General features: G+C 70.0%; 19 protein-coding genes. 12 read left to right on the plus strand and 7 right to left on the minus strand.

Annotated elements, in window-relative coordinates:
• Positions 1-44: 44 nt before the first annotated feature.
• From ACIBAG_RS24915 to ACIBAG_RS24930, 4 genes are read left to right on the plus strand one after another with little or no spacing between them, the layout of a single operon-like run.
• Complete coding sequence (locus ACIBAG_RS24915) at positions 45-458, plus strand: YciI family protein (RefSeq protein WP_399107690.1); 414 nt, start codon at positions 45-47, stop codon at positions 456-458.
• A gap of 7 nt (positions 459-465) precedes the next feature.
• Positions 466-1,692, plus strand: coding sequence for an RNA polymerase sigma factor (locus ACIBAG_RS24920; RefSeq protein ID WP_399107691.1), 1,227 nt, complete (start codon positions 466-468; stop codon positions 1,690-1,692).
• Positions 1,693-1,701: 9 nt separating this feature from the next.
• The gene (locus tag ACIBAG_RS24925) at positions 1,702-2,034 is read left to right on the plus strand and encodes a DUF952 domain-containing protein (RefSeq protein WP_399107692.1); all 333 of its coding nucleotides are present in this window, start codon (positions 1,702-1,704) and stop codon (positions 2,032-2,034) included.
• Entirely contained in the window at positions 2,025-2,267 is a 243-nt protein-coding gene (locus ACIBAG_RS24930) for a hypothetical protein (protein WP_399107693.1), read from the plus strand. The genes ACIBAG_RS24925 and ACIBAG_RS24930 overlap by 10 nt, the downstream gene beginning before the upstream one ends.
• 50 nt (positions 2,268-2,317) lie before the next feature.
• Here the strand turns inward: ACIBAG_RS24930 and ACIBAG_RS24935 are convergent, their stop codons facing one another.
• Positions 2,318-3,067, minus strand: coding sequence for a VOC family protein (locus ACIBAG_RS24935; protein ID WP_399107694.1), 750 nt, complete (start codon positions 3,065-3,067; stop codon positions 2,318-2,320).
• A 169-nt stretch (positions 3,068-3,236) separates the two neighbouring features.
• On the opposite strand from ACIBAG_RS24935, the gene ACIBAG_RS24940 reads away from it, so the two are divergent.
• Both ACIBAG_RS24940 and ACIBAG_RS24945 read left to right on the plus strand, forming a co-directional pair.
• Complete coding sequence (locus tag ACIBAG_RS24940; protein WP_399107695.1) at positions 3,237-4,391, plus strand: anion permease; 1,155 nt, start codon at positions 3,237-3,239, stop codon at positions 4,389-4,391.
• Between the two features lie 81 nt (positions 4,392-4,472).
• Positions 4,473-4,703 (plus strand): hypothetical protein, encoded by a 231-nt coding sequence (locus ACIBAG_RS24945; protein WP_399107696.1) that lies wholly within the window; start codon positions 4,473-4,475, stop codon positions 4,701-4,703.
• Positions 4,704-4,871: 168 nt separating this feature from the next.
• Here the strand turns inward: ACIBAG_RS24945 and ACIBAG_RS24950 are convergent, their stop codons facing one another.
• Positions 4,872-6,308: a hypothetical protein gene (locus ACIBAG_RS24950; protein WP_399107697.1), complete on the minus strand. Its 1,437-nt coding sequence runs from the start codon at positions 6,306-6,308 to the stop codon at positions 4,872-4,874.
• A gap of 363 nt (positions 6,309-6,671) precedes the next feature.
• Positions 6,672-7,067 (minus strand): superoxide dismutase, Ni, encoded by a 396-nt coding sequence (gene sodN / locus ACIBAG_RS24955; protein ID WP_020123534.1) that lies wholly within the window; start codon positions 7,065-7,067, stop codon positions 6,672-6,674.
• 145 nt (positions 7,068-7,212) lie between these two features.
• On the opposite strand from sodN, the gene sodX reads away from it, so the two are divergent.
• The gene (gene sodX / locus ACIBAG_RS24960) at positions 7,213-7,647 is read left to right on the plus strand and encodes a nickel-type superoxide dismutase maturation protease (protein WP_399107743.1); all 435 of its coding nucleotides are present in this window, start codon (positions 7,213-7,215) and stop codon (positions 7,645-7,647) included.
• Here the strand turns inward: sodX and ACIBAG_RS24965 are convergent.
• Positions 7,551-8,180, minus strand: a complete 630-nt coding sequence (locus ACIBAG_RS24965; protein ID WP_399107698.1) for a CGNR zinc finger domain-containing protein — start codon at positions 8,178-8,180, stop codon at positions 7,551-7,553. The two genes, sodX and ACIBAG_RS24965, sit on opposite strands and share 97 nt — an antisense overlap.
• A gap of 112 nt (positions 8,181-8,292) precedes the next feature.
• Here ACIBAG_RS24965 and ACIBAG_RS24970 point away from each other — a divergent pair, with 112 nt between their 5' ends.
• Positions 8,293-9,060: a class I SAM-dependent methyltransferase gene (locus ACIBAG_RS24970; RefSeq protein ID WP_399107699.1), complete on the plus strand. Its 768-nt coding sequence runs from the start codon at positions 8,293-8,295 to the stop codon at positions 9,058-9,060.
• Between the two features lie 84 nt (positions 9,061-9,144).
• Here ACIBAG_RS24970 and ACIBAG_RS24975 read toward each other — a convergent pair whose 3' ends face one another.
• Genes ACIBAG_RS24975 through ACIBAG_RS24985 form a run of 3 tightly spaced genes read right to left on the minus strand, consistent with a single transcriptional unit; the run spans position 9,145 to position 11,865 of the window.
• The gene (locus tag ACIBAG_RS24975) at positions 9,145-9,906 is read right to left on the minus strand and encodes an amino acid ABC transporter ATP-binding protein (RefSeq protein WP_399107700.1); all 762 of its coding nucleotides are present in this window, start codon (positions 9,904-9,906) and stop codon (positions 9,145-9,147) included.
• On the minus strand, positions 9,903-10,868 hold the full coding sequence (locus tag ACIBAG_RS24980) for an amino acid ABC transporter permease (RefSeq protein ID WP_399107701.1): 966 nt from the start codon (positions 10,866-10,868) through the stop codon (positions 9,903-9,905). The genes ACIBAG_RS24975 and ACIBAG_RS24980 overlap by 4 nt, the downstream gene beginning before the upstream one ends.
• 31 nt (positions 10,869-10,899) lie before the next feature.
• Positions 10,900-11,865, minus strand: coding sequence for an ABC transporter substrate-binding protein (locus tag ACIBAG_RS24985; protein ID WP_399107702.1), 966 nt, complete (start codon positions 11,863-11,865; stop codon positions 10,900-10,902).
• Positions 11,866-12,513: 648 nt separating this feature from the next.
• Here ACIBAG_RS24985 and ACIBAG_RS24990 point away from each other — a divergent pair.
• The 4 genes from ACIBAG_RS24990 (at position 12,514) to ACIBAG_RS25005 (ending at position 15,843) form a co-directional block, all read left to right on the plus strand.
• Positions 12,514-13,737, plus strand: a complete 1,224-nt coding sequence (locus ACIBAG_RS24990) for an NADP-dependent malic enzyme (RefSeq protein ID WP_399107703.1) — start codon at positions 12,514-12,516, stop codon at positions 13,735-13,737.
• Between the two features lie 251 nt (positions 13,738-13,988).
• Positions 13,989-14,951, plus strand: a complete 963-nt coding sequence (locus ACIBAG_RS24995) for a zinc-binding dehydrogenase (RefSeq protein ID WP_399107704.1) — start codon at positions 13,989-13,991, stop codon at positions 14,949-14,951.
• Between the two features lie 119 nt (positions 14,952-15,070).
• Positions 15,071-15,280, plus strand: a complete 210-nt coding sequence (locus ACIBAG_RS25000; RefSeq protein ID WP_007384656.1) for a helix-turn-helix domain-containing protein — start codon at positions 15,071-15,073, stop codon at positions 15,278-15,280.
• Positions 15,280-15,843, plus strand: coding sequence for a Clp protease N-terminal domain-containing protein (locus ACIBAG_RS25005; RefSeq protein ID WP_399107705.1), 564 nt, complete (start codon positions 15,280-15,282; stop codon positions 15,841-15,843). The genes ACIBAG_RS25000 and ACIBAG_RS25005 overlap by 1 nt, the downstream gene beginning before the upstream one ends.
• The last annotated feature ends 318 nt before the right edge of the window (positions 15,844-16,161 follow it).

The raw sequence follows: 16,161 nt of genomic DNA on the forward strand, positions 1-16,161 counted from the left end.
GCCCACGACGGCGGTGAGCCGACGGAAACCGAAGGAGTTCAGTCATGAAGTACCTGGTCATGGTGCAGGGCACGCAGGCGGACTACGAGGCGATGCAGGGCAAGGCGTCCGAGCACTCCGCGGCCTGGAGCCAGGAGGACATCCAGGCGATGTACGCCTACATGCAGGCCATCAACGACGACCTCGCCGAGACCGGCGAGATGATCGACGGACAGGGGCTGGCCGAGCCCGCGAAGATCCGGCACGTCACCCTGGGCGAGGACGGCAAGGCGGTGATCACCGACGGGCCGTACAGCGAGACCAAGGAACTGCTGGCCGGCTACTGGGTGCTGGACTGCGCCAGCCTGGAGCGGGTCACCGAGATCGCCGACCGCATCATCCGCTGCCCCCAGCCCGCCGGGACCCCGGTGTACCCGGTGGAGATCCGGCCCATCCAGGACGGCTCCGGAGACTGCTGAGCCGCCGATGGCCGACCCGACCGCCACCGAGGACCTGCTGCGCCGCCGCGCGCCGCAGGTCCTCGGCGCGCTGGTGCGGCGGTACGGCCACTTCGACACCGCCGAGGACGCCGTACAGGAGGCCCTGCTCGCGGCGTCCGAGCAGTGGCCGCGCACCGGTGTGCCCGACAATCCGCGCGGCTGGCTGATCAGGGTCGGCGCCCGCCGGCTGACCGACGCCCTGCGCGCGGAGGACGCCCGCCGGGCCCGGGAGGAGAAGGTCGCGGCGCTGTCGCCGAGGGACGCCTTCACCGCCCCGCCACCGGGTACGGACCGCGCTCCCCGCGAGGACGACACCCTCACCCTGCTCTTCCTGTGCTGCCATCCGAACCTGACGTCGCCCGCCCAGATCGCCCTCACCCTGCGCGCCGTCGGCGGTCTGACCACGGCGGAGATCGCCCGCGCGTACCTCGTTCCCGAGGCGACGATGGCCCAGCGCATCAGCCGGGCCAAACAGAAGGTCCGCGGGGTGCGCTTCGGGCGCCCCGACAACTGGGAGAACCGCCTGCCCGCGGTTCTGCAGACCCTGTACCTGATCTTCAACGAGGGCTATACGGCGACCTCGGGCACGAGCCTGCAGCGCCGGGACCTCGCCGCCGAGGCGATCCGGCTGACCCGCGAGGCCCACCGCCTCCTGCCCGGCCACGGCGAGGTGGCCGGCCTGCTGGCCCTGATGCTGCTCACCGACGCCCGCCGCGACGCGCGCACCGGCCCGCACGGCGAGCTCGTCCCCCTCGACGAACAGGACCGCGACCGCTGGGACAAGGCCGCGATCGACGAGGGCGTCGCCCTGGTCACCAGCGCCCTCTCCCGCGGCCCCGCCGGCCCCTACCAGCTGCGCGCCGCCATCGCCGCCGTCCACGACGAGGCGCCCTCGGCCCGGGAGACCGACTGGCAGGAGATCCTCGGCCTCTACGACGTCCTGATCCGCCTGGTCCCCGGTCCCGTCGAGCGCCTCAACCGCGCGGTCGCCGTCGCCATGGTCCGGGGCCCGCGTGCCGGACTGGCCGAACTCGCCACGCTGGAGGGCGAGTTGGGTTCCGGGCATCGCCTGGACGCGGTGCGAGGGCACCTCCTGGAGCGGGCGGGGGCGCACGAGGAGGCGCGCGCCGCCTACGAGGCCGCGGCCACCAAGACCCTGAGCCTGCCGGAGCAGCGCTATCTGCACGAGCGGGCGGCCCGGCTGAGGTCGTAACCTCGCCTCATGCCCGAACACACGTACATCCTCCACATCACCGAACGTCGGCTGTGGGACGCGGCCCGCGAGCACGGCACGTACGAGATGTCGACGCGTGGCCGCACGCTCCAGGAGGAGGGCTTCATCCACTGCTCGACCCGCGCCCAACTCCCCGCCGTGGCGGACTTCCTGTACGGCTCCTACGACGGCCCCGACGAACTGGTCGTGCTGGTCGTGGATCCGGCGCGGCTCGGCGTGCCGCTCAAGTACGAGGCGCCGCAGCCCGGGGGCGAGGAGTTCCCGCATGTGTACGGCCCGATTCCGGTTGCCGCGGTGGTGGACGTGGAGCCGTGGAGCTGACCGGACGGCACCGGTTGTGGCGCTGGGTCGTGGCGGCGTGGGTGATCGTCGTGGCCGCCGCGGGCGGGGCGACGCTGTGGCTCCAGGACGCGGCCGAGCCGCCGGGGCCGTACCGCTGGGAGGAGGCGAGTCCGACGCCGTCGCTTCCGCAGGAGGTCGGGTCGGCGTGCCCCAGCCCCTCCGCGTACGAGGGCGGTGTGACGCGGGTGTTCTGCCTCCGCACCTCGGGCTGAGTCCGCCGGTTGCGCCGCCTCCGCAACTCGCGCTGAGGCCGCTGGTTGCGTCAGGACCCGCTGGGGCCGGGCAGTCCGCCCGTCTGCGGGTCGCGGCCCGTCAGGCAGTAGAGGCCGCCCGCGGGATCGCGCATCACCGTCCAATGGGCACCCGGGGCGACGAGCGTGGCGCCCAGTGACTCGTGCCGGGCGCGGGTCGCCGGGATGTCCGCGCAGGCGAGGTCCAGGTGGGCCGATGCGGGCCGCTCCTCGTCGAGCCGCTGGAGCAGGACACGGATCGGCAGCCCGGCCGGCGGCCTGAGCACATGGAACTCGGGGCGGGAGCCGGGCGCCGACGCCCAGTCGGCCAACAGGCCGCTCCAGAAGGCGACTTCGGCGTCGTAGCGCGAGGGCGGTACGTCGACGCAGACCTGGTCGAGCCGGTTCCCGCGCACCACCGGCGGCCGCACCGACTCCCCGTGCCAGGGCACGGCACAGAACGACTGCCCGGCGGGTGACCGCAGTACGGCCCACCCCTCGTGCTCGGCCGCCATGTCCGCGCCCAGCCGAAGCGCGGCCTTCACGAACTCCGGTACGTCGTCCACGGCGAAGTCGAGATGCGCGCCGCCGGCACCCGAGTCGACCCCTTGGGCCTTGACGCAGGCGTCGGCCCCGCCACCGGGCACCAGCGTCACGAACTCCCCCTGCTCGCCGCGGAACTCGGACAGCCGGGTGTCCGTCACCGCGGTCCAGAAGGCGTTGGCCCGCTCGAAGGACGCTGCGGGGCGGTCGACGAAGGCATAGGTCCAGCGGATGCTCATCAGGCGATCGTAGATCCCACCAGGTGTCGCCGGCCCGGTACGGCCGAACGGCGTCCCCGGAGGTCACCACACCGGCTTTGCGGGACCCTTACCAACCGCGCGCCGGCTCCTGGGACACGCTTTGCCGTCAGTTCCCCGCCTATTGGCTCGCGCTTGTTTGCATTGGGGAATGGACCACATCACGTTCCTGGTGGCGGTCGTCATCGTGACGGCCCTCGCCTTCGACTTCACCAACGGATTCCACGACACGGCGAACGCGATGGCCACGTCCATCGCCACGGGGGCCCTCAAACCGAGGACGGCCGTGCTCATCAGCGGCGTCCTCAACGTCATCGGCGCCTTTCTGTCCACCGAGGTCGCCAAGACGATCTCCGGCGGCATCGTGGACGACACACTCGTCACCCCGGGCATGATCTTCGCCGGGCTCGTGGGGGCGATCCTGTGGAATCTGCTCACCTGGCTGGTCGGCCTGCCGTCCAGTTCGTCGCACGCGCTGTTCGGCGGGCTGATCGGGGCCGTCTGGGTGGGTGCGGGGGCGCACGGCGTGCACTTTGACAAGGTTGTCGAGAAGGTGCTGATCCCGGCGGTGGCCTCGCCGATCGTGGCGGGGGTCGCGGCGCTGCTGGCCACCTACCTGGCGTACAAGCTCACCTCTCGGGCCCGCAACCAGTCCGTCACCAAGGGATTCCGCCTCGGCCAGATCGCCTCGGCCTCGCTGGTCTCCCTCGCGCACGGCACCAACGACGCGCAGAAGACGATGGGCGTCATCACGCTGACCCTGATCTCGGCCGGTGCCCTGGGCCATGACGCGGGCCCGCCCCTGTGGGTGATCGCCTCGGCCGGTCTGGCCATCGGCCTCGGCACCTACCTCGGCGGCTGGCGGATCATCCGCACGATGGGCAAGGGCCTCACGGAGATCCAGTCCCCGCAGGGCTTCGCGGCCGAAACGGCCTCCACGACGGTGATCCTCACCTCGGCCCACCTCGGCTTCGCTCTGTCCACCACCCAGGTCGCCTCCGGCAGCATCCTCGGCGCGGGCCTCGGCCGCCGTCTCGCGGAGGTGCGCTGGGGGGTGGCCGGCCGCATGGTCGTGGCCTGGCTGGTCACCCTGCCGGCGGCCGCGCTGGTGGGCGGCGTCGCGGCGAGCGCCGTCACGCATGGCGGCAACGTCGGTACGGCCGTGGTCGCGCTGGTCGGCGCCGCCGTGGCCGCCGGCATCGTGCTCGTCTCCCGCCGCAACCCGGTGTCCGCGCACAACGTCAACGACACCCACGAGGTCACCGTCCGCGGCGCCGAGCCGACGCGGGTCGGCACGGCGGCCTGACACGACGGCCGCCCTGACCCGACGGCCGTCTGAAACGACGGGCGCCCGGACAGGGGCGCCTGAGACAAGGGAGTTCACACCATGAACCTCGACTGGACCGCACTCGGCCAGGTCGCCGCGGTGAGCCTCGCCGTCACGGTGGCCGTGGTCGCCGTCTTCGCCCTCGGCGTGCTGGGCCTGGCCCGCTACGAAGGGACACGCGAGGACGGCGCCACGTCCACGCTCGGCTTCGCGCAGGCCGGGCTGTGCTTCCTCGCCTGCGCGGCGGTGGTGGCGTACGGGATCTATCTGATCGTGCCGCAGTTCCACTGACAGCTCCGGTCCGCGACAGCGGCGAAGGCCCGGCCGGAAACCCGGCCGGGTCTCTACGGCCATGCCGGCCGGGTCTCTACGGCCATGCCGGCCGGGTCTCTACGGCCATGCCGGCCGGGTCTCTACGGCCATGCCGGCCGGGCCACTACGGCCACGCCGGCCGTGCCTCTACCTCCGCGCCGGTCCGAACCGTTCGTACACCGTCACCCGCCGCCCGCGGACCTGCTCGTCCGCCACCACGGTGAAGTACTCCTCCAGCACCGCGGCCTTCGCCTTGTCCCGCTCGTTCGACAGGGGCCGGGCCACGTCGGACGCGTCGGTGACCAGCAGGATCCGCCGCTGTGCCAGCATCGCGGACCGTATCCGGGCCGGATCCGCCTCCTCGCCCTTCAACGTCCCCGAACTCACCGGGCTTTCGGCCAGCGCTATGTCCCGCAGCCCGGCGAAGTGACCGGGGGAGACCAGCGCGGTGTCCCGCCGGGCCGCCGGCACGAAGACGACCGCGTCCCCGTTCTCCTTCAGCCGCCGCACGTCGGCCGCCACCGCCAGCACGTCGTCCACCCGGCTGGCCGGGGACCGCTTGGCGAGCGACTGCGGCAACAGCGCCACGACCGCCACGGCGACCACCGCCGGGACGAGCCACAGCGAGGCTCTCGGGAAGCGCGGCCTGGTCGCCCGTACAGCGGTCCCCAGCGCCGTGCCGATCAGCAGCGCCAGGCCGAGCATGCCGAACAGGATGTAGCGGTCCAGGAACAGCGGCTTGACCAGGGACAGGCCGATGAGGGCGAGCTGCGGTACCACGAGCAGCGGCAGCCCGACGGCCGCGACGGACAACCGGCCGGCGCGCGGCCGGTCCAGCAGGGCCCCGAGGCCGCCGATCGCCAGCAGGATCGCCGGGCCGATCAGCATGTGCCAGGTCAGCGGCGGTATCCAGGAGACCTGGCCGGCCTGGCGCCGGCTGAACAGGATCAGCGGCAGCACGGTGGCGACGGCCGCCGTCGAGGCCGCGGCCCAGCGCGCGTACGTGCCGCGCCCCGCCCGTGTCCACGTCAGCGTCGCCAGGTGTGCGGGAAGGATCAGCAGTGACAGCCAATTGAGCAGCCCGCACACCGCGACCGTGCCCCCGTACGCGGCCCAGCGCACCGCTCGCTCACGGCCCTGCAGAGTGGTCACCAGCAACAGGGTCGATATCCCGGCTCCGGCCGTGACGAGCGCGTACGGCCGCCCTTCCTGGAGATGGAACTGCACGGCAGGCAGCAGCCCGAACGCCAGCCCTCCGGCCAGTCCCGCCCAGACCCCGGCCAACCGCTGCCCGATGACCGTGACGCAGGCCGCCGCGACCGCCATGGCCAGCACGGAAGGCAGCCGCAGTGTGGCGATGCCGGCCCCGAAGCACTCGAAAAGCCCGTGCATCAGCAGGTAGTAGAGCCCGTGCACGGCATCGACCTGCCCCAGCATGTGCCAGATCTCCCCGGCGGACCGCCGGGCAACCTGCCAGGTCGCGGCCTCGTCCCGCCACAGACTGTGCTGCCGGGACAGCCCCCAAAGGCCGAGGGCCACGGTCCAGAGCAGGGGGATCGACCAGAGGAATGGGCGAGGTCTCAAGCGAGCGTTCTCCAAGGGATCGGCGTTCCATCCGGCGGGGGCCGGCCGCCGGGTGAGGTGATCCCACTCGCCCGCTGTCGCAGAGCACACCGAACGCCGCCCCGACCGCACTGGTCGGGACGAGATCTGAAGGCCGCTCAGCTTCCCCCGTGAGCCCACCAGCACTGGAGTGCGAATGACCAGGTGGGCACGCCAGAACCTACGGGATGTGAACAAGCGGCAGCCACTGTCTGCCGCGTGAACACAATCACCGCGAATTCACGCAACCTTGAGCCCGTGAAACCGTCGGGGTACGCGAAGGGGCCCGGCCGGCGAACCGGTCGGGCCCCCTTGCGAAGTCCGGGAGAACGAAAGTGCCTGGGGTCAGGCCTTCTTGGTCTCCCAGAAGATCTTGTCGATCTGCGCGATGTAGTCCAGAGCCTTCTGACCGGTGGCCGGGTCGGTGGAGGCCTTGGCGGCCGAGAGGGCCTTCAGGGCGTCGTTGACCAGCTGGTGCAGCTCCGGGTACTTCTCGAAGTGCGGGGGCTTGAAGTAGTCGCTCCAGAGCACCGAGACGTGGTGCTTCGCGAGCTCGGCGCGCTGCTCCTTGATGACGGTGGCACGCGCCTGGAAGTGCGGGTCGTCGTTGGCGGCCATCTTTTCCTGGACGGCCTTCACCGACTCCGCCTCGATGCGGGCCTGGGCCGGGTCGTACACACCGCAGGGCAGGTCGCAGTGTGCGCTGACCTTGACCTTGGGGGCAAACAGGCGGGAAAGCATGGAGCATTCCTTCCTCGTGATCGTCTTCTCAGGTGGGACATTACTCCCTACAAGACGGGTTTTCGCGGGTGCCCCCATGGGCTTAGGACAAAAGTCCAGGGTCAGACTGAGACTGGTGGAGGACCGTACCGGGGAGGTGCCGGGGATGCCGGAGTTGTCACAGGAGACCGAGCGCGAGCGGGCGGGCCGGCCCTTCGGGTGGGCCGAGGTGACCGGGCCGTCGATGGTGCCCACGCTGCACCACGGCGATCTGCTCGTGGTGGTCCACCGGGGCCGGATCAGGGCCGGGGACGTCGTCATCCTGCGGCATCCGTTCCAGCAGGACCTGCTCGTCGTCAAGCGGGCCGCGGAGCGGCGGGAAGGCGGCTGGTGGGTGCTCGGGGACAACGCCTACGCCGGTGGTGACAGCACCGACTACGGAGTGGTGCCGGACGAGTTGATCCTGGGCAGGGTCCGGCTGCGCTACCGGCCCCGCAAGCCCGATCAGCGCTCGCCGTTCGCGCTGGCGCGCTGGGCGCTGTCGGCGGTGCGGCCCGTCTTCGCGGACCGGTCGGCCTCCAGGCGTTTGCGGGCGCGGTAGGCGGCCACGTTGGCGCGGGTGGCGCAGCGGTCCGAGCAGTAGCGCCGGGAGCGGTTGGTGGAGGTGTCGAGGTAGGCGTTGCGGCACGGGGCCGCCTCGCACAGGCCCAGCCGGTCGACGCCGTACTCCGTCAGGTGGAACGCCAGGCCCATCGCCGCGATCGCCGCGTAGCCCGCGGTCGCGTTCGACGGGTGGTCCGCCAGGTGCATGTGCCACAGGGGGCGGCCGTCGTCGTCCCGGAAGTCGTGGCCGGAGATCTGCGGGCTCACCGGGAACTCCAGCAGGAGCGAGTTCAGCAGGTTCACCGCCGTCGACTCGTCGCCCTCGTCCGCCGCCTCGAAGACCGCCCTCAGCCGCGCGCGGACCGAGCGGAAGCGGGTGACGTCGGCGTCGGTGGCACGGCGGGCCGCCTCCTGGCTGACGCCGAACAGATCGCGGACGGCCTCGACCGAGGTCAGCGAGTCCTTGCCCCGGGCCGGGTCCTCGGTGTTGACGAGTCGTACGGCGTAATCCGAGTAATAGGCCAGTTCCACTTGTAGTCCTTACGGAGGCGTTCTATCGTCGTGGTGCGGTCGGGTAACAGCTGATCGTGCTTCCAGGGTATTACGTGAAGCGTTTCTGTGACGTGCGCGATGGAGGGGCTCTATGACGGACACGGACACCACCACGACCGCCGACTGGTCCGCCTGGCAGAACAGCTGGGACCGGCAGCAGGAGTGGTACATGCCCGACCGCGAGGAACGCTTCCGGATCATGCTGGACATGGTCGGGGCCCTCGTCGGCCCCGCCCCGCGCGTGCTCGATCTCGCGTGCGGCACGGGAAGTATCACGGCCCGGCTGCTCGCACGGTTCCCGGAGGCCACCAGCACCGGCGTCGACCTCGACCCCGCGCTCCTCGCCATCGCCGAGGGCACCTTCGCGGGCGACGACCGGGTCACGCTCGTCACGGCCGACCTCAAGGACCCCGACTGGCTGGCGAGGCTGCCGTACGACTCGTACGACGCCGTCCTCACCGCCACGGCCCTGCACTGGCTGCACCGTGAACCCCTCGCGACCCTCTACGGTCAGGTCGCGGAGCTCGTCCGCGACGGCGGTGTCTTCCTGAACGCGGACCACATGATCGACGAGTCGACGCCCCGGATCAACGCGGCGGAGCGCGCCCAGCGCCACGCCCGCATGGATCAAGCCAAGGCGGACGGCGCCCTCGACTGGTCCGAGTGGTGGCAGCTGGCCGCCAAGGACCCGGTACTGGCCGAGCCCACGGCCCGGCGCTTCGAGATCTACGGCGAGCACGCCGACGGCGACATGCCGTCCGCCGAGTGGCACGCGCGCGTGCTGCGCGAGAGGGGCTTCGGGGAGGCACGGCCGGTGTGGTGCTCGCCCTCGGACACGCTGATGCTCGCGCTGAAGTAGGCCGACGCCGGTCACGGCGGGGAGGAGCATGCATGGCGAAGGGGCGGTACGACATCGCCGTACCGCCCCTTCCCCGTCGTACCGTCAGAGCACCTTGGACAGGAACGCCTGCGTCCGCTCGTGCTGCGGGTTGGTCAGGACCTCGCGCGGGTCGCCGGACTCCACGACCACGCCGCCGTCCATGAAGACCAGGCTGTCGCCGACCTCGCGGGCGAAGCCCATTTCGTGGGTGACGACGACCATCGTCATGCCGGACTCGGCGAGGTCGCGCATGACGTCGAGGACGTCGCCGACCAGCTCCGGGTCCAGGGCCGAGGTCGGCTCGTCGAAGAGCATCAGCTTCGGGTCCATCGCGAGCGCCCGGGCGATCGCCACGCGCTGCTGCTGACCGCCGGAGAGCTGCGAGGGGTAGTTCCCGGCCTTGTCGGCGAGGCCGACGCGGTCGAGCAGCTCCCGTGCGCGCTCCCTTGCCTGGGTCTTGCTCGTGCCCTTGACCTGGACCGGCGCCTCCATGACGTTCTCCAGCGCCGTCATGTGCGGGAACAGGTTGAACCGCTGGAACACCATGCCGATGTCCCGGCGCTGCTGCGCGACCTCGCTGTCCTTGAGCTCGTACAGCTTGTCGCCCTTCTGGCGGTAGCCGACCAGCTCACCGTCGACGTACAGCCGACCGGCGTTGATCTTCTCCAGGTGGTTGATGCACCGCAGGAACGTCGACTTGCCGGAGCCGGAGGGTCCGATGAGGCAGAACACCTCGCCGGTCTGCACCTCCAGGTCGATGCCCTGGAGGACCTGGACGGCGCCGAAGGACTTGTGGACGCCCTCGGCCTTCACCATGGCGGTCATGCCCCAGCACCCCTTTCACGACCCAGTCCGAGCATGTTCGCCTTGATCTTCTGCCACGGCGTCGCCGGCAGGTTCCGGGTCGAACCGCGGGCGTAGTGCCGCTCCAGGTAGTACTGGAAGACGCTGAACACGCTGGTCATGACCAGGTACCAGATGCACGCGACGAAGAGCATCTCCATCACGGCGTACGACGTGGAGCCGATCGTGGAGGTGGCGCGCAGCAGTTCGTTGTACGTCACCGCGTACACCAGCGACGAGGTCTTCAACATGTTGATGAACTCGTTGCCGGTCGGCGGCACGATCACCCGCATCGCCTGCGGGATCACGATGCGGCGCAGCGTCTTGCCGTGGCTCATGCCGAGCGCGTGCGCGGCCTCGGTCTGGCCCTCGTCGACGGCCATCAGACCGGCGCGGCAGATCTCCGCCATGTACGCCGCCTCGTTCAGGCCCAGGCCCAGCAGGGCCGCCATGAACGGGGTCATGACGTCGACCATCTCGTCCTTGTAGATCGGACCGAGATTCAGCACCGGGAAGATCAGCGCCAGGTTGAACCACAGCAGGAGCTGGACGTAGACCGGCGTGCCGCGGAAGAACCAGATGTAGACCCAGGCCACCCAGCTCGTCACCGGGTTCTTGGACAGGCGCATCACGGCCAGGATCACGCCGAGGACCACGCCCATGACCATCGCGAGAACGCTGATCAGCAGGGTGCGGCCGGCGCCCGCGAGGACCGTTTCGTCGAAGACGTAGTCGCCGACCGCCTGCCACTGGATCTTCTCGGCGGTGGCGAACGCGTTGACGAGCAGGGCCACCAGGGCCAGCACGACGACACCGCTGACCCAACGGCCGTAGTGCCGTACCGGGATGGCCTTGATCGCCTCGGGCGGGAGGGCCCCGCCGTCCTTGGAGGCGACGGCCGACGGGTCGGCGTCGGCCGGCTCCTTGTCGAACTTGTCAGTCACTGTGACTGCCCTTCAGTCTTGCTCGGGACGGTCACTTGCCGCCGTTGATCGCGGCCTTGTCGATCGCGCCGGACTCGGCGCCCCACTTCTCGAGGATCTTCTTGTACGTGCCGTCCTCGATGATGGCGTTGACGGCCTCTTCGAGGGCCGCGGTGAGCTCCTTGTTGTCCTTGTTCACCGCGATGCCGAACGGACCGGCGTCGATCTGCTCGCCGACGACCTCGAAGGCGTTGCCGCCGTCGGCCTTGCGGGCCAGGTCGACCGCGACCGGGTAGTCGTTGACGCCGGCCACCGCGCCGCCCGACTTCACCCGGGTCTGGGCCTCGGTGTCGTTCTCGAACGACTCGATGTTGATCGCCTTCTTGCCGCCGTCCGTGCACTTCTTGGACTGGTCCTTCAGCGCCTGCTCGTACGTCGTACCGCGCTGCACGGCAGCCGTCTGGCCGCAGAGGTCCTCGATCGAGTTGATCTTCTTCGGGTTGCCCTTCTGGACGTACACGGCGGTGCCGGCCACGAAGTAGTCGACGAAGTCGACACCCGGGCCGAGCTTCTTGCCCTTGTCGTCCAGGCCCTCCTGGCGCTGCTTGTTGTCCGTGATGGAGGACATGGCGACGTCGTAGCGGCCGGAGTTCAGGGCGGTGATCAGGCCGTCGAAGGAGCCGGAGGTGAACTGGAACTCCACGCCCAGCTTCTCGCCCAGCGCGGCGGCGATGTCGGGGTCGACGCCGACGATCTTGCCGCCCTCCTGGTACTCCATCGGGGCGTACTCGGCGTTCGTCCCGGCCTTGATGACGCCCGCGTCCTGGATCTTCTTGGGCAGCTTGTCGAACAGCGGGGCGGCGCTGGACTTCCCCGTCTCGTTCGTGCCGCCGTTGCCGCCGCTTTCGGTCTGGTCACCGCAGCCGGTGAGAATCAGAGCGCCTGCGACCGCGATCGCACCTACCGCGGCTGCCCTGGAGCGCGCGGCGGACGAACGGCGGATGGAGCGTGCGGTCATGGTGGGTTCCTCCGGCGGATGGGGTGGAGTTGCCGATGGGGCAGGCATCTGGCGATGGGTTCGGCAGGTGCCTTGGTTTCGTAGGTCGACGGGAACACACACCTTCGAGTGTCGCGACCTCGTGTGATTACGGCATCTTGCCATTCGGACTGAGCCATTCAGGCCGCCCGCCATGTCAAAATCGGATAACGGGTTACCCCCGAACCGCCTCAGGTCGGTACATCACGACCGCACCTTCTGCGGGAATCTGTCCTTCCGGCCGGAAGATCTTCGGCGCATCTCGGGATGTGGAACGGGCGCGTGCGGCGTTTGTCGGTGCCGGTGGCTTTTTGCGGTTTCCGGTGTCGATTGTCCGCTTATTCAGCCATGAATCACAGCGATTCCGTCGCCGGGTCGTGTCCGATTCGTGTTGTCGGTGTGCCTGTTTCCCTTCCCGTCATGTGATCTTGCACGTATTGGACTCGTCGTCGGTGCCGTCCGTCCGGTAAGAAGGTTCTTTACACCCCTCATCCGGGGCTCAGGGCGCGTGTGCGGCGCGCCCATCGCGTATGACCCGTACGCATCAACAGATCGGGCATACGCGGTCCCGCCCACCCCTCACCAGGAGTGGCCACCCTCAACCAATGAAGATTTAAGGGGTAAAACAAAGTGGCAGCGGAGATCGTCAATCCTCGCAGCGACAGCAATACGGATCAGGACGGCGGGGGCGAGCCCCTCGATTCCTTCGATCCGGCGTTCGCGCTGCACCGCGGCGGCAAGATGGCCGTGCAGGCCACCGTGCCGGTCCGTGACAAGGACGACCTGTCCCTCGCATACACACCCGGCGTGGCGCGCGTGTGCACCGCGATCGCCGAGCAGCCGGAGCTGGTCCACGACTACACGTGGAAGTCGTCCGTCGTGGCCGTGGTCACCGACGGCACGGCGGTGCTCGGGCTCGGGGACATCGGCCCGGAGGCCTCCCTTCCCGTGATGGAAGGCAAGGCGATTCTGTTCAAGCAGTTCGGCGGCGTGGACGCGGTTCCGATCGCGCTCGACTGCACGGACGTCGACGAGATCGTCGAGACGGTGGTGCGACTCGCCCCGTCCTTCGGCGGCGTCAACCTGGAGGACATCTCGGCGCCGCGGTGCTTCGAGATCGAGCGCAAGCTCCAGGAGCGGCTCGACATTCCGATCTTCCATGACGACCAGCACGGCACGGCCGTCGTGACGCTGGCGGCGCTGCGCAACGCCGCGCGGCTGAGCGGGCGGTCCATCGGTGATCTGCGGGCCGTCATCTCGGGTGCGGGCGCGGCCGGTGTCGCCATCGCGAAGATGCTGGTCGAGGCCGGCATCGGGGACGTGGCCGTGGCCGACCGCAAGGGCGTCGTGTCGGCCGACCGGGAGGACCTGACCCCGGTCAAGCGGGAACTCGCCGGGTTCACCAACAAGGCCGGCATCACCGGGTCGCTGGAGGCGGCACTGGAGGGCGCTGACGTCTTCATCGGCGTGTCCGGCGGTACGGTGCCGGAGGAGGCCGTCGCCTCCATGGCCGAGGGCGCCTTCGTGTTCGCCATGGCCAACCCGAACCCGGAGGTGCATCCGGACGTCGCCCACAAGTACGCGGCCGTGGTCGCCACCGGGCGCTCGGACTTCCCGAACCAGATCAACAACGTGCTGGCGTTCCCGGGGATCTTCGCGGGCGCGCTGCAGGTGCGGGCCTCCCGGATCACCGAGGGCATGAAGATCGCGGCGGCGGAGGCGCTGGCGGCGGTCGTGGGTGACGACCTCGCCGCGGACTACGTGATCCCGTCGCCGTTCGACGAGCGGGTGGCCCCGGCGGTCACCGCGGCGGTCGCGGCTGCGGCCCGGGCGGAGGGTGTCGCTCGGCGCTGACGTGCGTGTCGCTGATGCGCGTGTCACTGATGCGCGTGTCACGGATGCGAAGGTCGCTGACGTGAGTGTCGGTTGAATGGCCCCGTCCGGTTCGGGCGGGGCCATTTGCCTGCGCGGTTTCTTCCTCTGGAGTTCTGTGCCCGGGTGCGGCCGTTCGGGTGGTTGTGCCGAGTCGGACGCCTTGACAAGAGGGCGTGTCTCACAGGGTGCTTCGGTTCCGTCGATCGACGTGTGCACCTATCGTCAACGTCATGTTCGCTGTCTACGCCGCCCGAATCGACCGCGACCAGCCGCTTTCCGGACTGGAGTCGGGGGAGCGGCCGGCTCCCGAGATCCGCCCCGGCTGGAGTGCCGTCAACGTCAAGGCCGCCTCTCTCAACCATCACGACCTGTGGTCGCTGCGGGGTGTCGGCCTCGCGGAGGACAAGTTGCCGATGATCCTCGGATGTGACGCCGCCGGCGTCGACGAGGACGGCAACGAGGTCGTTCTGCACTCCGTGATCGGACAGAGCGGACACGGGGTGGGTCCGAGGGAGCCCCGGTCCATCCTCACCGAGCGGTACCAGGGCACGTTCGCCGAGCAGGTCGCCGTGCCGACCTGGAACATCCTGCCCAAGCCCAAGGAACTCTCCTTCGAGGAGGCAGCCTGTCTGCCGACCGCGTGGCTGACGGCCTACCGGATGCTGTTCACCAACGCGGGCGTACGGCCCGGGGACTCCGTGCTCGTGCAGGGTGCCGGGGGCGGCGTCGCCACCGCCGCCATCGTGCTCGGCAAGGCCGCGGGGCTGCGGGTCTTCGCCACCAGCCGGGACGAGGCAAAGCGCAAGCGTGCCCTGGAGTTGGGGGCTGTGGAGGCGCTGGAGTCCGGGGCCCGGCTGCCTCAGCGGGTCGACGCCGTGATCGAGACGGTCGGCGCTGCCACGTGGTCACACTCCGTCAAATCGCTGAAGCCCGGGGGCACTCTGGTCATCTCCGGTGCCACCAGTGGCGACCGGCCCTCGCACGCCGAGCTCACGCGGATCTTCTTCCTGGAGCTGAAGGTCGTGGGGTCCACCATGGGGACCAAGGATGAGCTGGAAGATCTGCTCTCCTTCTGCGCGGCCACCGGGGTGCGGCCTGTCATCGATGAGGTGCTTCCCATGGACCGGGCCCGGGAAGGCTTCGAGCGGATGGAGTCGGGGGAGCAGTTCGGGAAGATCGTGCTCACCAACTGACGGAGCCGTTGCCGGTTTTCGCGGCGGGTTCGGGGCAGTGCATCGCCCCGAACCCGCCGTTTGCTTTGCCTTGTCAACCAGGGTTGACGAAAGGAGCCGTGTCAACGTAGGTTGACATCATGACCGAAGCAACAGATCTCGCCGAGCGGGCGGGGGATCGCGATCCGCGGGTCGGACTGCGGGCCGTTGCCGCCCTGCGCCGGTTGTTGGAGCAGTTGGAATCCGTGCAGGTGCGCAGTGCGCGCAATCAGGGGTGGTCCTGGCAGGAGATCGCCGCGGAACTCGGGGTCAGTAGGCAGGCCGTGCACAAGAAGTACGGGAGGCATTGATGTTCGAGCGGTTCACCAAGGATGCCCGCGCGGTGGTGACGGGTGCCGTCGAGCACGCCGAGCGGGGCGGGGCGCAGACCGTCGAGGCCGAGCACATGCTGCTCGCCCTGCTCGATCGGGAGGGCAGCCGGGCGTCGTTCGCGCTCGCCGCGCTCGGGGGCGGGGAGTGGCTGGAGTCCGTACGGACGGCGTTGGGCGAGGCTCGGCGGCGGGGAGGGCTCTCGCAGGCCGAGGCCGATGCGTTGGCCGGGTTGGGGATCGATGTGGGGGAGATCGTCGCCCGGGTGGAGGAGGTCCATGGAGTGGGGGCCATGGCCGGGGGGCGGAGGGACAAGGGGTCCTGGTGGGGGCACCGTCCGTTCGGCCGGGATGCCAAGGACGTGCTGGTACGGGCGCTGCGCGTGGCAACGTCCCGACGGGACCGGCACATCGGTGACGAGCACATCCTGCTGGCTCTCACCAGCCGCCCCGGCGTGCCCGCCGAGGCTCTCGCCGATCACGGGGTGACGTACGAGGCGCTCATGCGAGTGCTGTATGGCGGCGGAGAGGCCAAAGCCGGTTGAGGGTGAGGGCGATTGGCGGGATGGGCGGTTGGGGGATCTGGCCGGTTGAGGGCTGTGGACGGGCGGGGTGCGAGGGTGCGTCGCAGGGCGCCGGATGTCGGGTGACGGGCACCGAGTGACGGGCGTCGGGTGACGGGCGTCGGGTGACGGGCGTCGGGTGACGGGCATCGAGTGACGGGCGTCGAGTGACGGGCGTCGGGGTGGCAGGACGCGCGCACGAACTCGCCGCAAAGCCGGGAGGGGCACTGGGGCGTCGGGATGTGCCCGGGATGCCCGGATGGGCGCCGGGCGGGCCGACCGGATCCTGGGCAGTACGCC

The organism is Streptomyces sp. NPDC051243 (genome assembly GCF_044455405.1).
Taxonomy (GTDB): Bacteria; Actinomycetota; Actinomycetes; order Streptomycetales; family Streptomycetaceae; genus Streptomyces.